We start from the raw sequence: 15,990 nt of genomic DNA on the forward strand, positions 1-15,990 counted from the left end.
AAGCCCGGCGCGCCTGGCCTCGATGCGCGCGCTGATCGGCCGGCTCGACCGCCCCGGCGCCGACGGCCCGGCCGGCAGCATCCATGTCGTGCACCTGAAGAATGCCGACGCCACCAAGCTGGCTGCCGTGCTGCGCGCGGCCTTCACCGGCGGCGCCGGTGGCAGCAGCGGCGGCAGCCTGGGCACGGCCACCAGCACCAGTGCGTCGCCGATGTCGGCCCCGGCGGCGATCGGCGGTGCCACGGGCACCGCCACGGCGGGTGCGTCGGCGGCTTCCACCACGCCGGTGGCGCAGTCGGCGCAGCCCTCGACCGGCGGCTTCATCCAGGCCGACCCGGCGACGAACTCGCTGATCATCACCGCGCCCGAGCCGCTCTATCGCCAGATGCGCACGGTGATCGAGCAGCTCGACGGCCGACGCGCGCAGGTCTTCGTCGAGTCGATGATCGTCGAGATGGACGCGCAGAAGGCGGCCGAGTTCGGCTTCCAGTGGCAGGGCCTGCTGGGCAAGAAGGGCGACTCCACCGGACTGGCGCTGGGCACCAACTTCGGCACCGGCAGCAACAACATCATCAACCTGTCGTCGGTCTCGACGTCCAGCGGCCTGTCCAACCTCAATGTCGGCGCCTCGGTCAACGGCCTGAACCTCGGCCTGCTGCAGAAGATCAACGGCGTCTACACGCTGGGCGCGCTGGCGCGCTTCCTCGAAACCGTGTCGGGCACCAACATCCTGTCGACGCCCAACCTGGTGGCGCTGGACAACGAAGAGGCCAAGATCGTCGTCGGCGCCAACGTGCCCTTCGTCACCGGCAGCTTCACCAGCACCGGCTCCAGCACCTCGACGGTGAACCCGTTCCAGACCATCGAGCGCAAGGATGTCGGCCTGACGCTGCGCGTGAAACCGCAGATCGGCGAAGGCGGCGTGGTGCGCATGACGGTGTACCAGGAGAACTCCGCTGTCGTCGCCGGCTCGGCCACCAATGTCAACGGCCCGTCGACGACGAAGAGCTCGATCGAGACCACCGTGGTCGTCGACGACGGCGCGATCATGGTGCTGGGCGGCCAGCTGAAAGACCAGTACGACGGCGGCGAGGACAAAGTGCCGCTGCTCGGCGACCTGCCTGTCGTCGGCAGCTTGTTCCGCAGCGAAAACCGCACGCGCCGCAAGACCAACCTGCTGGTCTTCCTGCGGCCGGTGGTGATCAACGACGCGCAAGCCGCGCAGTCGCTGACGCTGGACCGCTACGACGCGATCCGCGCCTTGCAGAAGAGCGCGCAGCCGGTGCCCAGCGCCGTGCTGCCGATCAACGAATCGGCCATCCTGCCGCCGCTGCAGCCGCCGCAGCCTGGCGCGGTGGTGCAGCCGGCACCGGCCTCGATTCCAACGCCGAACCCGGCGCCGGACCGCACGCCGAAGACCACCAACTAGGCACCGACCATGGCCAGCCGCCACCCCCTGCCCTACGGCTTTGCCAAGGCCCACACGCTGCTGCTGGAGGACGACGGCGGCCAGCGCGTGCTGTGGGCCGCCGAGACCACGCCGGTCAGCGCGATCAGCGAAGTGGTACGCCTGCACGACGTGAGCCGCTTCGAGTCCGAAGCCGCAGCCACGCTGGGGCAGCGCATCGCCGCGGTCTATGCCGGCGGTGAATCCAGCGCGGCTACGGTGGTCGGCGAAATCGAGGGCGCGGTCGACCTGTCGCGGCTGCTGCAGGACCTGCCCGCCGTGGAGGACCTGCTCGAAGCCGCCAACGACGCGCCGATCATCCGCATGCTCAATGCGCTGCTGACCCAGGCGGCAAAGGACGCGGCCAGCGACATCCACATCGAGCCCTATGAGCGTTCCAGCTCGGTGCGCTTCCGCGTCGACGGCACGCTGCGCGAGGTGGTGCAGCCGAACAAGGCGCTGCATGCCGCGCTGATCTCGCGGCTGAAGATCATGGCCGAACTGGACATCGCCGAGAAACGCCTGCCGCAGGACGGCCGCATCTCGCTGCGCATCGGTGGCCGGGCGATCGACGTGCGCGTCTCCACGCTGCCCTCGGCGCACGGCGAACGGGCCGTGCTGCGGCTGCTGGACAAGACCGAATCGAAGTTCACGCTCGAAGCGCTGGGCATGAGCGGCGATGTGCTGTCGGCCTTCGACCACCTGGTGCACCAGCCGCACGGCATCGTGCTGGTCACCGGCCCCACCGGCTCGGGCAAGACGACGACGCTGTACGCCTCGCTCGGCCGCATCGACACCAGCACGACCAACATCCTCACCGTCGAAGACCCGGTCGAGTACGAGCTGCCCGGCATCGGCCAGACGCAGGTGAACCCGAAGATCGACCTGACGTTTGCGAAGGCGCTGCGCGCGATCCTGCGCCAGGACCCGGACGTCATCATGATCGGCGAGATCCGCGATTTCGAAACCGCGCAGATCGCCATCCAGGCCTCGCTGACCGGCCACCTAGTACTGGCCACGCTGCACACCAACGACGCGCCCAGCGCCGTGACGCGGCTGATCGACATGGGTGTCGAACCGTTCCTGTTGAGCAGCTCGCTGCTGGGTGTGCAGGCGCAGCGCCTGGTGCGCAAGCTCTGCCCGGCGTGCAAGCGGCAGGACGCCGAAGGGCGCTGGCACCCGGTCGGCTGCCCGGCCTGCACCAACACCGGCTACAAGGGCCGTACCGGCGTCTACGAACTGATGGTCGCCAACGACCCGATCCGCGCGTTGATCCACAACCGCGCGGCCGAGAGCGAGCTGTACGAAGCGGCGCGCACGCAAGGCTTCCGGCCGATGCGCGAGGATGGTGAACGCCTGGTCGCCGAGGGTGTGACCTCGCTCGAAGAGGTTTTGCGTGTCACACGTGACTAGCCGACACGCCACCTAGCGATCAAAAGACGCGGTATGCCAGCCTACAAATACGACGCGCTCGATGCCGGCGGCAAGTCCCGCGGCGGTTTTGTCGAGGCCGAGAACGCCAAGGCCGCGCGCACGCAACTGCGTGGCCAGGGCCTGGTGCCGCTGGCGGTGGAAGCGGTGGCGGCGGCCGGCCAGGCCTCGGGCGCCGCGCGCTTCTCGCGCCGGGTGTTCAGCAGCACCACGCTGTCGGTCTGGACGCGCCAGCTGGCCGGGCTGGTGGGCGCCGGGCTGCCGCTGGAACGCGCGCTGACGGCCTTGTCCGACGAAGCCGACGATCCCCGCCAGCGCGAACTGGTGGCGCACCTGCGCGCCGAGGTCAACGCCGGTTCGCCGTTTGCCCGCGCACTGGGCACGGCGCCGCGCGAGTTCGACGATGTCTACCGCGCCGTGGTGGCCGCCGGCGAACAGAGCGGCGCGCTCGGCGGCGTGCTCGAGCGCCTGGCCGACGACCTGGAAGAGCGCCAGGCCTTGCGCGCCAAGCTGCTGGGCGCCGCGCTGTACCCGATGATCGTTTCGCTGATCGCGGTGGTGATCGTGATCTTCCTGGTCAGCTACGTGGTGCCGCAGGTGGCCAGCGTGTTCGTCAGCAGCAAGCGCGCGCTGCCGACGCTGACGGTGGCGATGCTGGCCATCAGCAGCTTCGTGCGCCACTGGGGCTGGCTGGTGCTGCTGGGCCTGATCGCAAGCGGCGTCGGGCTGTCGATGGCGCTGCGCAACGAAGCCTTCCGCCGCCGCTTCGATGCCGGCTGGCTGACGCTGCCGCTGCTGGGCCGGCTCTCGCGCGGCTACAACGCCGCGCGTTTTGCCGGCACGCTGGCGATGCTGGCCAACGCCGGCGTGCCGATCCTGAAGGCGCTGCAGGCCGCCGCCGAAACATTGGGCAACCGCGCCTTGCGTGCCGATGCGATGGATGCGCTGGTGCAGGTGCGCGAAGGTGCGCCGCTGGCTTCGGCGCTGGCCGCGAAGAAGCGCTTTCCGGGGCTGCTGGCGATGTTCGCGCGCCTGGGTGAGCAGACCGGCCAGTTGCCGCAGATGCTGGACCGCGCCGCGCGCCAGCTGTCCGGCGAAGTGCAGCGCCGCTCGATGGCACTGGCGACGATCCTGGAGCCGCTGCTGATCGTCGCGATGGGCGGCGTGGTGATGCTGATCGTGCTCGCCGTCTTGCTGCCGATCATCCAGTTGAATCAATGGGTGAAGTGAGGCTACAGCCGCGCCAGGAACGCATCGCGCTCGCGCGATAGCGCCACGCCTTCGCCGCCGCTGGTGGCTGAAGCCGCGTAGTGCTGCACCCAGCGCACGGCTTGCGTGCGCGCGTGGTCGGCACCGGCGTTGTCGCCTTCGCGCAGCAGGCGCAGCATGCGGTGGCGGTACAGCTCGGCCACCTGCAGCGCGGCGCCGATGTGGTCGACCGCGCTGGTGATGCAGTCTTCGGCCTCGTTGAGCCGGTTGGCACGCTCCAGCAACAGTGCGGCCATCCACCAATCGGGGCCGGTTTCGCCGGCGGCGGCGGGGATCGCGAAGCTGCCGAACACCGCTGAATGCAGCACCAACTCGCCGAGGTTGGCCGCCGCGGTGGCGTGCGTCAGTGCCGCGGTGACACGGGCGCGCAGCACATGCCTGGCATCGGGGCCCGGCACCAGCAGGTGGAACTGCTCGATCGGCTCGTCGCCGTCGCGGATGTTGCGCACATTCAGCGCCACCATCGTGCCCGAGGCCAGGCGCAGGCATTGCGGATCGGGATAGTCGCGGTGCACCTGGTTTTCCAGCGCATCGAGCACGCTGGTGATCTCGTCGCCTTCGATGGCCAGCAGGTCCAGGTGGATCTGCACGTCGCCCTTCGGCTCGAAGACCAGCACACGCCGGCCATCGTCGATGACATGCCAGCCCAGTGGCAGATCGATCTGCGCGCTCACTGCGCCACAGGCCACGGTGGCGCAGCGCTCGGCGCTGTTCACCGTCACCAGCCGCGGTACCAGACCGACGCCGGAATCGCGCAACCGGCGATTGGTGGGATGTTCCGGATTCAAGGACGCGGCGTCGTCGGCCAGCGCATGGTCGTGCAGTGAGTCGGCCGGCGGCGGGCCCACGGCCTGGGTCGCGGCCGATTCGCCATAGTGAATCTCCTGCGCCGGGGCCTGCTGCGCCTGGGGCACTCGTGCCTGGGCCACTTGCGCCTGTTGCACATCGGCCAGCGCCGCCGCGTGGTCCGCCTGCGGCACCGATGCGATCTGCAACGCCATCGTGTCGCCCAGATCCAGGTCCGGCACGATGTGCTGCTGCGGTGGCTCCTGCACTGCCGGCCACAGGGCCACGGTGGGCCCGGCAGGTTCCTCGAGCGTGAAGGACTCTGTCGCGCTGGCCCACAGGCCCTGCACCGCGTCGGCCAGCAACACCGGTGCGGTGAGCGACAGGTTGATCAGCCGCCCGCCGTCTTCGGCGAACGCGAAGCGCACGCGCAGCGGGCCCAGGTCGCTGGGCTGCTCGGCTTCACCGACCAGTGCCGGCAGCAGTCCGAGCCGCGATTCGCCGAAGCTGCGCGGGTCGAGACCGTGCTGGGCCAGCAGGTAGTGCGCCCAGTCGCTGAGCGTGCCGTCGCCATACGCCGGCCGCGCCGCCACGGCCCAGACGATGGCGGCATGCGGTGCCGTCACCGCGGCCAGCGGCACCAGGCGGGTGGGATCCTCGAAGTCCGGCGTGTCCGCCGGCAGCTCGTGCGAGACCCAGTCGACCGGCAAGCGCATCGCAAAGCCAAGGCTGGCGACGCGCGACGGAAAGTGGCGCACCGGCAGCGCCGCGGCATCGGTGGAGGTCATTGCGCGCTCTGAGTCGGGAACAACTCCCGAAGCGCGTTATACGCCTCCAGGCGCAGGTGAGGGAAGAGCTCGGTGAGGGCTTGCTGACCTTCAGCTTCGCGCAGTCGCTGCAGCACCGCGGCCGAGGCGGCGGACGGCTGCGTCGGGTGCGGGCGGGCCAGCACGGCGGACGGGGCGGTGGATGGGCTTGCGAATGACTGGGCTTGCATGCAGGGCTCCTCGTTCAACAGTGCCGGCAGTTTGAAAGCGGCCCGCATCAGGCCCGCTTCAACCGACCTCGCCCGGTGTTTCTTTTGTTGTGCCCTGCGCAGGCCCCGCGGGGTGGCCTGCGCCGCTGGGCTGCGCCTGCACAACAAACGAAACCCGTTCGCGCCGACCACGAAACACGATCGATGCGACGCCTGGCCACACTGGCTTCATCGTTGCCCCCGGAAACACCGTCATGACCCCCGACCAGATCCGCCTCGTGCAATCCAGCTTCGCCCAGGTGAAGCCCGTGGCCAGCGCGGCCGCTGAAGCCTTCTACCGCCGCCTGTTCGAGCTGGACCCGACGCTGCGGGGCCTGTTCCACGGCAGCATGGCGCAACAGGGTGAGCGGCTGATGCAGATGATCGGCGCGGCCGTCGGCCTGCTGGGCCGGCCCGAGACCTTGTTCCCCGTGCTGCACGCGCTGGGTGCGCGCCATGTCGGCTACGGCGTGCGGCCGGCGCACTACGACACGGTCGGCGCGGCGCTGCTGCAGACCTTGAGCGAGATGCTCGGCAACGGCTTCACCGCCGGCCACCACGACGCCTGGGCCGCGCTGTTCGGCGTGGTCAAGCAGGAAATGCTCTACACCGACGCGCCGGCGTCGCTGGCGGCCTGATCACGCGCGCCGCCGGCCGGTGCCAGCAGCGCGGCCACGCTGCGCAGCAGGTCGGCCTTGGCGAAGGGCTTGTCCAGGCTCGCGCACTGCGCATCGTCGAGGAACTGCCGCGCGTCGACCGACAAGGTGTCGCCGGTGACGAACAGCATGCGCTGTGCCAGCGCCGGGTGCAGGCGGCGAACCTCGCGCCACAGGGCGGCGCCGTCCATGTCGGGCATGCGCAGGTCGCTGACGATGGCGTCGAAGCGCGCCACCTCCAGCATCTCCAGCGCCACCGCGCCGGATTCGGCAGTGGCCACTTCGTAGCCGGCGGATTCCAGCATGTCGCGCATCAGGCTGGCGATGTCGGTTTCATCGTCGACCACCAGCACCTGGGCCAGCGCCGGCGTCTCGGGTTCGGGCTCGTCGGCCACTTGCGCGGCCGCGGGCACACCGGCCAGCGGCAGGCTCAGGCGGAATGAAGCGCCCTGCCCCGGCGCCGAGTCTTCCAGCCGCAGTTCGCCGCCATGCGCGCGCGCCAGCGAGCGCGACACCGCCAGGCCCAGCCCGGTGCCCATGCCCTCGGCCTTGGTGGTGAAGAAGGGCTCGAAGATCTGCTCGCGGGTGGCCGCCGAAACGCCCGGCCCACTGTCGAGCACGCGCAGCCAGGCCTGCGGCGAGCGGCCCTCGCGCGCCGCTTCCAGCCCGGTGCTGACCTGCACGCGCCGCGGCGTCTTGAGGCCGGCCAGCGCCTGCTGCGCGTTGATCAGCAGGTTCAGCACGACCTGGCCGATCTGGTCGGGATCGACATCCACCGGCGGCAGCTTGTCGGCCAGCGCCAGCTCCAGCTCGATGCCATGGCTGCGCCAGGCATAACCCAGCATATCAGCGGCCGCGCGCACGAGGTCGTTCAGCACCACCGGGCCGCGCTGCGCCGGCTTGCTGCGCGCCATGTTCAGGAAGGTGCGCACGATGCGGCCGCAGCGCTCGGCCGCCTCGCGGATGCGGGTGGCGTCCGCCCGCAGCGCGGCATCGTCCAGCTTTTCTTCCAGTAACCCGGCGCGGCCCATCACCACCGCCAGCGGGTTGTTCAGTTCATGCGCCACGCCGGCCAGCAGGCCACCCATCGCGCCGAGCTTCTCGCTCTGGCGCAAGGCCTCGCGCTGGCGCTCGATCTCGTGCTGCGCGGTGCGGCGCTCGGTCAGGTCGACCATCGACGCGACGAAGTGGATTTCGCCTTCGTGCTCGGTGCGCCACAGCTGCATCTCCACCGGGAACTCGCTGCCGTTGGCGCGACAGGCCAGCAGTTCGACGCGGCGGCCGAGAAAATCGCGCCGCAGGCCGCTGACCAGATCGGCCAGGCCGGCGACATGGCGCTCGCGGTAGCGCTCGGGAAACAGGCTGGCGATCAGCTGGCCCAGCGCCTGGGCCCGCGTGCGGCCGAACAGCGTTTCGGCCGCCGGGTTGAACTCGACCATGCGGCCACGCGCATCGGTGGCGACGATCGCGGCCAGCGCGCCGGTGACGATGGCGGTGTTGAACGCCTCGCGCTGGTGCTCCCGGCGCAGCATCTCCTGCTCACGCTGCTGCAGATCACGCTGCGAGCGAAAGACATCGGTCACCGCATCGACCCAGACCCGCCAGCGCGGCTCCAGCCGCGGGGCCGTCGCCTGCGGGTCGACCGACAGCGCGCGCAGATAGGCCAGCACGCGCAAGGCCGGCGCGACGAAATGGCGCGACAGCATCCACTGTCCGGCGACGAACATCAGCAGCAGCGCCGCGGCGATCAGCGCATTGGGCATCAGGCTGGCCAGCACGCTGCTGCGCAGGCTGGCCTCGGGCAGCGCCACCAGGAGGGCCCACGGCGTGGCCTCGCGCCGCGCGGCGGCCAGCACCCAGCCGCCCTCGCGCAGCAGCCGGCCCGGCTGGCGCAGTGCATGCTGCACGATGGCCAGCGGCAGCGCGGCCGGCAGGTGATCGGCCAGCGCCGCACGCAACTCGGCGCGCTGCGCGCCCAGGCCCCAGTGTTGGCCGGGCGGCGGTGCCAGCGGCTGGGCCGAATCGGCGATGACCTCGGCCTTGTCGCTGACGATCCAGTGCCGGCCATTCGAGCCGATGGCCCAGCTGGCCAGACGCTGCTGCAGGCCGTCGAGCCGGAAATCGACCGAGACCTCGCCGACATAGGCGCCGTCGACCAGCACCAGCGAGCCATGCGAGATCACCAGCTGGCCGTGCAGCTGGCTCAGGTCCGGCGAGCCCCACCAGGTGCTGCGCGGCGACGGCCCGGCCAGCCGGCGGCGGCGGCTGGCCTCGGTGGCCATCGCGCGGATCGGCGCGATGGCGGTGAGGCCGTCGGTGCCCATTGCCGCGACGATGCGCTCGGTCGAGAGCCAGGGGTAGCCGAACGAGGTGTTGGTGTCGGTGCCGGCGAACCAGGTGGCCTCGAAGCCGGGCGCGCGCTGGTGCGCAATGCGCGCCTGGCCGACGAAGGCGGCGGCCCGGCGCAGCCACGGCTCGCTGGGCGGCGCACCATCTGGCGCCGCCCACCAAATCTGGCCATAACGTTCACGCTGAGCGGCCGTGGCAGCATCGGTCGACACGCCGTCGGGGCGGCCCTGCTGCAGCCGCGGCTGCAGCGCCTGGCGCAGGCCCGGCCCGGCATCGGGCGGGTCGTTCCAGCCCTCGGTCAGCATCACCCGCAGGTCGTGCACATGGTCCATCGCCGGGCGCACCAGCTGCTCCAGGTCCAGCGCGCGCTGATCCAGCCGCAACAGCACCGAACGCTCGGCTTCGTCCAGGCGCTGGCGGTATTGCAGCGCGGTCAGCACCGCCAGCAACAGCAGTACCGGCAGGCCCAGCGACCAGATCAGGCGTCGCGTGGCGGCCAGCACCGCCTGGTCGGGCGCGACATCCGCAGGCACTGATCCGGTCATGCGAGCAGGGCCGACACCGCCGTCAGCAGATCGGCCTTGCCGAAGGGTTTGTCGAGCCGCGGGCAGGCCGTGGCATCGAGGAAGTCACGCGCGCCAGGCGACAGTGTGTCGCCGGTGATGAACATCAGCCGCGCGGCCAGCGCCGGGTGCAGGCGCTGGATCTCACGGCGTAGCGCGGCACCGTCCATGTCCGGCATGCGCAGGTCGCTGACGATGGCATCGAAGCGCGCGGTGTCCAGCAGCTCCAGCGCCACCGCGCCGGATTCGGCCACCGCCACATCATGGCCGGCGGATTCGAGCATGTCGCGGATCAGCTCGGCAACCTCGGTCTCATCGTCGACCACCAGCACGCGGGAACGCCGCGCGCTGGCGCCTTCATCCAGCGCCGTGGCTTCGGTCTCCGGCCCGGCTTCACCGGACAGCGGCAGGCTCAGCCGGAAGCAGGCCCCGCCGAGCGAAGACTGGGGTGATGGCGGCTCCAGGCTCAGGTTGCCGCCGTGCTCGCGCGCCAGCGAGCGCGACACCGCGAGACCGAGGCCGGTGCCGATGCCTTCGGCCTTGGTGGTGAAGAAGGGCTCGAAGATCTTCTCGGCCAGCTCGGGTGCGATGCCCGGGCCTGAATCGGCCACCCGCAGCCAGACCCGCGGTTCGCGGTCGGCGCGCGGACGTTCGACGCCGGTGGAGGCGCGCACCCGACGCGGCCCGCTGGACGAGGACAAGGCCTGTTGGGCATTGACCAGCAGGTTCAGCACCACCTGGCCGATCTGGTCGCCGTCGGCCATCACCTTGGGCAGCGATGCGGCCAGGTCCAACTCCAGCACGATGCCATGGCTGCGCCAGGTGTAGGCCAGCATCTCGGCTGCTGCCTGCACCAGTTCGTTGAAGGCCACCGGCTGGCGCTGCGTGGGCCTGCTGCGCGCCATGTTCAGGAAGGTGCGCACGATGCGGCCGCAGCGGTCGGCGGCTTCGCGGATGCGCTGGGCGTCGGAGCGCAGGCCGGCTTGCTGATCCGGGCTCAGCCCCGGCAGCTGCTCGCACTTTTCTTCCAGCAGGCTGGCGCGGCCGAGCACGATGGCCAGCGGGTTGTTCAGCTCATGCGCCACGCCGGCGAGCAGGCTGCCCATCGCGCTGAGTTTTTCGCTCTGGCGCAGCGCCTCGCGCTGGCGCTCGATCTCGAGTGCGGCTTCGCGGCGTTCGGACAAGTCGACCAACGATGCGGTGAAGTGCACTTCGCCCGACACATCGGCGCGCCACAACAGCATCTCGACCGGGAATTCGCTGCCGTCGGCGCGCAGCGCCTGCATCTCGACGCGCTTGCCGAGGATGCGTGCCGGCCCGCCGCTTGCAATGCGGCGCATGCCTGCGTCATGTGCCTCGCGGTAACGCGGCGGGATGATCACCTGCGATACCGGCCGGCCGAGCGCGGCCTCGCGGCTGACGCCGAACATCGCCACCGCCGCCGGGTTGAACTCGACGATGCGGCCCTGCGCATCGGTCGCAACCATCGCGGCCAGCGCGTGGTCGACGATGGCCGACTTGAAGGCTTCGCTGCGGCGTTCGGCCGCACGCGCGGCGCGCTGCTCGTCGAAGGTGCGGGTGACCACGCGCGCCCAGGGCCGCCAGCGCGGCGGCAGTTCGGGCTCGGGCGCGTAGGGGTCTTGCGACTTGGCGTGCAGGTAGCCCATCACGCCCAGCGCCGGTTCGATGACCCGCCGGCGCAGCAGCGATTGGGCCTGCAGGAACATGCCCAGCAAGGCCAGCGCAATCAGCGTGAAGGGCAGCAGGCCGGGCAGCACCTGGGCCATCAGCGCGCCGTCGCCGAGCGCCAGCACCAGGGTCCAGGGCGCATCGGCCACATCGAGCGCGATCACCCGGTGGCCGGCCGCCGCCACGGCGCGGCCGGCCGAGCGCTGGGCCTCGGCCAGCGCGGCCTTGTCCAGGCCGTTCGGCAAAGGGCGCGGCGCCGTGCTCGGGCCGGCCTCGGTCGCCATCCGTTCAGCCAGCACTTCCCCCTGGTCGTTCAGCACCCACCAGTAGACCTCCTTCAGCGTGCCCACCAGTTGTGCCGGGGCGACCCGGGCAATGCTGGACAGGCGCACTTCGGTGCTGACGACACCGCGAAAGTCTTCGCCGTCGTAGACCGGCGCGGCGTGGATCACGCGCGGGCCTTCATCGCCGCCGCGTTGCACCGGCGTCCAGTAGGCGTGTTGATTGCCATTGGCTTCGGGCCGGCCACCGCTGAACGCCGGGTGGGCATAGGCGATGTCCAGCGCCTGGGCCACGGTGCCCGCCCGCAGGCCGTCCACCAGCGACTGGCTTGGCACCCAGGGGTAGCGCGCCAGCCAGCGTTCAGGCCAGGCCAGAAAGCTCGAAGCCGCCAGGTCGGCATGGCGGCTGTGGGCAAGCTCTGTGGTGCGCGACAGCGACTGCATCTGCGCCAGCGCCGCATCCGGTGGTGGCGCCCCGGCCTGCGGCCACAACAACTGCGCGCTGCCGGCATGCAGCAATGGCGGCAGGTCGTCGAGCGCGTAGCCGTCCGCGCCATGGCCGGCGGTGCCGCCGCGCACGCGCAGCGCATCGCGCAGCGCGCGGTCGGGCGCCTGCAGCGGCGTCACCAGCTCACGTTCGGTCAGCAGGCGCAGGTCCGCCACATGGTCGCTGGCCACCCGTGCCAGCGTCTGCAGCGCGGCATGCTGTTGCGTGGCCTGGCGTTCCAGCTCGGCCACCACCGCGCCGCGCGCCTGGAAGGCCTGCCACAGAGACAGCACCAGCAGCAGCAGGAACAGCGGCGTGGCAATGATCCACAGCTGGCGCCGGTAGCGCTGCACCAGGTTGCCGGCGGAGACCTCCGGCGCCACACGGTAGCGGCCGGTATCGTCAGGACCCGGCTCCGCTGTGCCGGCTGGCTGCATCAGCGCGGCGCCGGCACGTACACGTAGCCGACATTGCGCACCGTCTTCAAGACTTCGGGCTTGTCGGGGTTGCGCTCGATCTTGCGGCGCAAGCGCATGATGCGCAGGTCGATCGAGCGGTCGAACACATCCCAGCCGCGGTTGTGGGCCTGCTCCATGATCTGGTCGCGGTTCAGCGGCCGGTTCGGGTGGCGGGCGAACAGCGCCAGCAGATCGAACTCGGCGGCGGTGATCGGCACCTCGACGCCGTCGGCGCCGATCAGCCGGCGCTCATCGATGTCCAGCAGGCAGCTGCCGAAGGGAATGCGCTTGCCTTCGGCCGGCGCGGTGGCGCTAGGGCCGGCCTCGGCGGCGGCAGCGGCGGCCGGCACCGCGCTGCTGCTGCCCATGCGGCGCAGCAGCGCGCGGGCGCGGGCCAGCAGTTCGCGGGTTTCAAAGGGCTTGGGCAGGTAGTCGTCAGCACCGAGTTCGAGGCCGACGATGCGGTCCACCGCTTCGCCGGCAGTGGTCAGCATCACCAGGCCGACCCGCGGGTGGGTGTCGCGCAGCCAGCGGGCCAGCGACAAGCCGTTTTCGCCGGGCATGTTGACATCGAGGATGGCCAGGTCGGGCAGCGCTTCAGCGACCATGCGACGGGCCACCGCGGCATCGGGCGCGGTGCGCACGATGAAGCCGTGTCGGCCGAAGTATTCCGCCAGCAATGCGCAGAGTTCGGACTCGTCGTCGACCACCAGCAGACGGGGCGCGGTATCGGATTCGGCCTGTGTCATCGAACGGATTCCTGGAACCGGCATCGGCCGCGGAAGAGGATAGCTGCCGCCATGGGTGGCAACCGGGGCGCTGGCTGGGAAGATTGCAGCATGCATGGCGGCGATGGTGGTAGGTGTGGGTTTCAGTGCGGCTGCGGCCGGGCTGGCCGCAGGTTTCAAATGTTTCAGGCCACCAGCAAGGCCGTCGGCACGCTGGAGGCAACAGCCAGCGCCAAGGTCGCCAGGTACAGCGCGCCGGACGACAGCCGCACACGGCGCGGCGACTGTGCCACCGCGACCGCGGCCAGCGGTGCGCCGCCGGGCAGGTCTTCGGCGAAGGCTTCGCTGCGGTAGAGCCAGTCGGGCAGGCTGAACAGCTCGTCATCGGCCCGCTCGGCGCATGCGGCGTGCGGCGTGGCGGTCGGGAAGATCTGCGTGAACGACATGGCGGGCTCCTCTGCGTTGGTGCATGGGGCGGGGCCCCGTGGCATGAGAGGACTGTGCGTGCGCAAGGTTTCAGAGCCCCTTCGCGCAGGTGAAGCCTGCGTTTCGTTTGTAGCGGCGGGCGCGGGAATTGCTACGATGAGTTCAGCAACTGCGGCGAGTTCGTCACGCTATTCGTTGGGTCGTCCGGCGCAGGGTCTGCTGCAATGGAATCGCTGGACTTTGTGGGAGCAAGCACATGGCCACTCCGACCCCCGACTCGGTTTCGACCGATCTCGTGCCCGTTGCCCGACGCGGCGGCATCCCGATCGCCAACATGCGGCATGTCTACCGCTGCGACGAGGTGGAACGGCGGCTGACCAAGCTGCCGCCCAAGGAGCACGAGAGCCTGCGCAGCACCTACGAGCGCATGCTCGAGAAGGGCTCCGAGCGCTTCCAGGTCAAACCCTCGGGCCTGCCGGCGATGGAGCATCTGTACGACGAGCTGCCGAATTTCCACGACGCACTCGACGACATCCGGCGTCAGTTGGCGCTGTGCCACGACAGCCGGGACGCGCTGGAAATCACGCCAATGCTGTTGCTCGGCCCGCCCGGCGTCGGCAAGACACACTTTGCGCGCGAAGTGGCACAGCTGCTGGGCACCGGCATGGGCTTCGTCTCGATGAGCTCGCTCACTGCGGGCTGGGTGCTCTCCGGCGCGTCCTCGCAATGGAAGGGCGCGCGCCCGGGCAAGGTGTTCGAGACCCTGGTCGACGGCCAGTACGCCAACCCGGTGATGGTTGTCGACGAGATCGACAAGGCCCGCGGCGAACATGCCTACGACCCGCTGGGCGCGCTGTACAGCTTGCTCGAGCACGACACGGCGCGCAGCTTCATCGACGAGTTCGCCGAAGTCGCGGTGGACGCGAGCCAGGTGATCTGGGTCGCCACCGCGAACGACGAACGGGCGATTCCCGAACCGATCCTGAACCGCGTGAACGTCTACGAGGTGCAGATGCCCGACCGCGATGCGGCGCGCACCATTGCCTTGCGCCTGTACAGCGGCATCCGCGGCCAGCATGACTGGGGCCGCCGCTTTGCGCCCGAGCCCGGCGAAGCCGTGCTCGAACGCCTGGCCGAGATGGCACCGCGCGAGATGCGCCGCGCCTGGATGACGGCTTTCGGCAACGCGCGGCTCGATGGCCGCGATGCGGTGGAGTTGCGCGACCTGCCCGAAGCGCACGGCAAGCGCTCGCCGATCGGCTTCGTGCAGTAGCCCCGACACGCCGGCGCTGGCCGGCGCCCCCGGGTCGCCGCCTATCATGCCGGCCATGCCCGCTTCGCTTGCCGACCGCTTGGTGATCGCCCTCTCGTCGCGGGCCCTGTTCGACTTCGAAGAAGAGAACCGGCTGTTCGAAGCCAGCGACGACCATGCCTACATGCAGCTGCAACTGCAGCGGCTGGACCAGCCGGCGCGGCCGGGCGTGGCCTTCTCGCTGGTGAACAAGCTGCTGGCCTTCAACACCGGCGGGCCGCAGCAGGTGGAAGTGGTGATCCTGTCGCGCAACGACCCGGTGTCGGGGCTGCGTGTGTTCCGCTCCTGCCAGCACTACGGGCTGGCCATCGAGCGCGGCGTGTTCACGCGCGGCGCATCGCCATGGCGTTACCTGCGGCCGCTGGCGGCGCAGCTGTTCCTGTCGGCCAACGAGGCCGATGTGCGCTCGGCGCTGGACGCCGGTGTGCCCGCGGCGCGCGTGCTGCCGCACAGCGCCCGGGCCTCCAGCGCGCACCCGCGCGAGGTGCGCATCGCCTTCGACGGCGACGCGGTGCTGTTCTCCGACGAAGCCGAGCGCGTCTACCAGCGCGACGGGCTCGACGCCTTCCAGCAGCATGAGGTCCGCCAAGCCGGCACGCCACTGGCCGCCGGGCCGTTCAAGCCGCTGCTGCTGGCGCTGCAGCAGCTGCAGCGCGCGGCCGATCCGGCCGGCATGCGCATCCGCACCGCGCTGGTCACCGCGCGCAGCGCGCCGGCGCATGAACGCGCGATCCGCACGCTGATGGACTGGCACATCGAGGTCGACGAGGCGATGTTCCTCGGCGGCCTGCCCAAGGGCGAGTTCCTGCGCGAATTCGAGCCCGACTTCTTCTTCGACGATCAGACCCGACATGTCGACAGCGCCGCCTCGCACGTCCCGGCCGGGCATGTCGCGGCGGGCGTCTCCAACCCTGCCTGAGAATCGCCGTCCCGGCCCCCGCGGCCCGCTCATCCGCCGCACCATGCCCCTCCCGCACGTGCGCCGCGTGCGCACGCTGCCGGTGGCCCTGGCCAGCGGCGGCGCCACCGCACGGCCGTGGCAGCTGGACCTGTCGGATAACATGGCAGAAGCGCGGCTACTGGTGGACTCCGA

The 15,990-nt window shown here is 70.5% G+C and carries 12 protein-coding genes; 6 read left to right on the top strand and 6 right to left on the bottom strand.

The genetic code is table 11. The features are described from left to right. The 3 genes from gspD to gspF all read left to right on the top strand — a co-directional run. On the top strand, nt 1-1,429 hold a 1,429-nt coding region (gene gspD, locus VLK61_RS25605; protein WP_325425334.1), incomplete at its 5' end, for a type II secretion system secretin GspD. Nucleotides 1,430-1,438: 9 nt separating this feature from the next. After that, entirely contained in the window at nt 1,439-2,860 is a 1,422-nt protein-coding gene (gene gspE, locus VLK61_RS25610) for a type II secretion system ATPase GspE (RefSeq protein WP_325425336.1), read from the top strand. Between the two features lie 33 nt (nt 2,861-2,893). Then, nucleotides 2,894-4,108, top strand: a complete 1,215-nt coding sequence (gene gspF, locus VLK61_RS25615; RefSeq protein ID WP_325425338.1) for a type II secretion system inner membrane protein GspF — start codon at nt 2,894-2,896, stop codon at nt 4,106-4,108. Nucleotides 4,109-4,110: 2 nt separating this feature from the next. Here the strand turns inward: gspF and VLK61_RS25620 are convergent, their stop codons facing one another. Both VLK61_RS25620 and VLK61_RS25625 read right to left on the bottom strand, forming a co-directional pair. Next, complete coding sequence (locus VLK61_RS25620) at nt 4,111-5,721, bottom strand: hypothetical protein (RefSeq protein ID WP_325425340.1); 1,611 nt, start codon at nt 5,719-5,721, stop codon at nt 4,111-4,113. Continuing rightward, nucleotides 5,718-5,930, bottom strand: a complete 213-nt coding sequence (locus VLK61_RS25625) for a hypothetical protein (protein WP_325425342.1) — start codon at nt 5,928-5,930, stop codon at nt 5,718-5,720. The genes VLK61_RS25620 and VLK61_RS25625 overlap by 4 nt, the downstream gene beginning before the upstream one ends. 233 nt (nt 5,931-6,163) lie before the next feature. Between VLK61_RS25625 and VLK61_RS25630 the strand changes: the two genes are divergently transcribed. Then, nucleotides 6,164-6,586, top strand: coding sequence for a globin family protein (locus VLK61_RS25630; RefSeq protein ID WP_325425344.1), 423 nt, complete (start codon nt 6,164-6,166; stop codon nt 6,584-6,586). Here the strand turns inward: VLK61_RS25630 and VLK61_RS25635 are convergent. The 4 genes from VLK61_RS25635 to VLK61_RS25650 all read right to left on the bottom strand — a co-directional run bounded on the left by VLK61_RS25635 (nt 6,553) and on the right by VLK61_RS25650 (nt 13,605). Further along, the gene (locus VLK61_RS25635) at nt 6,553-9,498 is read right to left on the bottom strand and encodes a response regulator (RefSeq protein ID WP_325425346.1); all 2,946 of its coding nucleotides are present in this window, start codon (nt 9,496-9,498) and stop codon (nt 6,553-6,555) included. The genes VLK61_RS25630 and VLK61_RS25635 overlap by 34 nt on opposite strands. Next, nucleotides 9,495-12,410, bottom strand: coding sequence for a hybrid sensor histidine kinase/response regulator (locus tag VLK61_RS25640; RefSeq protein WP_325425348.1), 2,916 nt, complete (start codon nt 12,408-12,410; stop codon nt 9,495-9,497). The genes VLK61_RS25635 and VLK61_RS25640 overlap by 4 nt, the downstream gene beginning before the upstream one ends. Further along, the gene (locus VLK61_RS25645) at nt 12,410-13,180 is read right to left on the bottom strand and encodes a response regulator (RefSeq protein WP_325425350.1); all 771 of its coding nucleotides are present in this window, start codon (nt 13,178-13,180) and stop codon (nt 12,410-12,412) included. The genes VLK61_RS25640 and VLK61_RS25645 overlap by 1 nt, the downstream gene beginning before the upstream one ends. A 164-nt stretch (nt 13,181-13,344) precedes the next feature. Next, the gene (locus VLK61_RS25650) at nt 13,345-13,605 is read right to left on the bottom strand and encodes a hypothetical protein (RefSeq protein WP_325425352.1); all 261 of its coding nucleotides are present in this window, start codon (nt 13,603-13,605) and stop codon (nt 13,345-13,347) included. Between the two features lie 236 nt (nt 13,606-13,841). On the opposite strand from VLK61_RS25650, the gene VLK61_RS25655 reads away from it, so the two are divergent. Next, nucleotides 13,842-14,858 carry an AAA family ATPase gene (locus VLK61_RS25655; RefSeq protein WP_325425354.1) on the top strand — a complete coding sequence of 339 codons (1,017 nt, stop codon included), beginning with the start codon at nt 13,842-13,844 and terminating at the stop codon, nt 14,856-14,858. Between the two features lie 55 nt (nt 14,859-14,913). Beyond that, a complete protein-coding gene (locus VLK61_RS25660; RefSeq protein ID WP_325425356.1) occupies nt 14,914-15,816 on the top strand; it encodes a 5'-nucleotidase in 903 nt (300 codons plus the stop codon). Nucleotides 15,817-15,990 lie beyond the last annotated feature (174 nt).

Origin of the sequence: Aquabacterium sp., assembly GCF_035476535.1 — a bacterium.
Classification (GTDB): Bacteria; Pseudomonadota; Gammaproteobacteria; order Burkholderiales; family Burkholderiaceae_C; genus Pseudaquabacterium.

Bases quoted from the DNA above. Each gene is read 5' to 3' on its own strand.
- gspE (WP_325425336.1), top strand. From the start codon at position 1,439: ATGGCCAGCCGCCACCCCCTGCCCTACGGCTTTGCCAAGGCCCACACG.
- gspF (WP_325425338.1), top strand. From the start codon at position 2,894: ATGCCAGCCTACAAATACGACGCGCTCGATGCCGGCGGCAAGTCCCGC.
- VLK61_RS25620 (WP_325425340.1), bottom strand. From the start codon at position 5,721: ATGACCTCCACCGATGCCGCGGCGCTGCCGGTGCGCCACTTTCCGTCG.
- VLK61_RS25625 (WP_325425342.1), bottom strand. From the start codon at position 5,930: ATGCAAGCCCAGTCATTCGCAAGCCCATCCACCGCCCCGTCCGCCGTG.
- VLK61_RS25630 (WP_325425344.1), top strand. From the start codon at position 6,164: ATGACCCCCGACCAGATCCGCCTCGTGCAATCCAGCTTCGCCCAGGTG.
- VLK61_RS25635 (WP_325425346.1), bottom strand. From the start codon at position 9,498: ATGACCGGATCAGTGCCTGCGGATGTCGCGCCCGACCAGGCGGTGCTG.
- VLK61_RS25640 (WP_325425348.1), bottom strand. From the start codon at position 12,410: ATGCAGCCAGCCGGCACAGCGGAGCCGGGTCCTGACGATACCGGCCGC.
- VLK61_RS25645 (WP_325425350.1), bottom strand. From the start codon at position 13,180: ATGACACAGGCCGAATCCGATACCGCGCCCCGTCTGCTGGTGGTCGAC.
- VLK61_RS25650 (WP_325425352.1), bottom strand. From the start codon at position 13,605: ATGTCGTTCACGCAGATCTTCCCGACCGCCACGCCGCACGCCGCATGC.
- VLK61_RS25655 (WP_325425354.1), top strand. From the start codon at position 13,842: ATGGCCACTCCGACCCCCGACTCGGTTTCGACCGATCTCGTGCCCGTT.
- VLK61_RS25660 (WP_325425356.1), top strand. From the start codon at position 14,914: ATGCCCGCTTCGCTTGCCGACCGCTTGGTGATCGCCCTCTCGTCGCGG.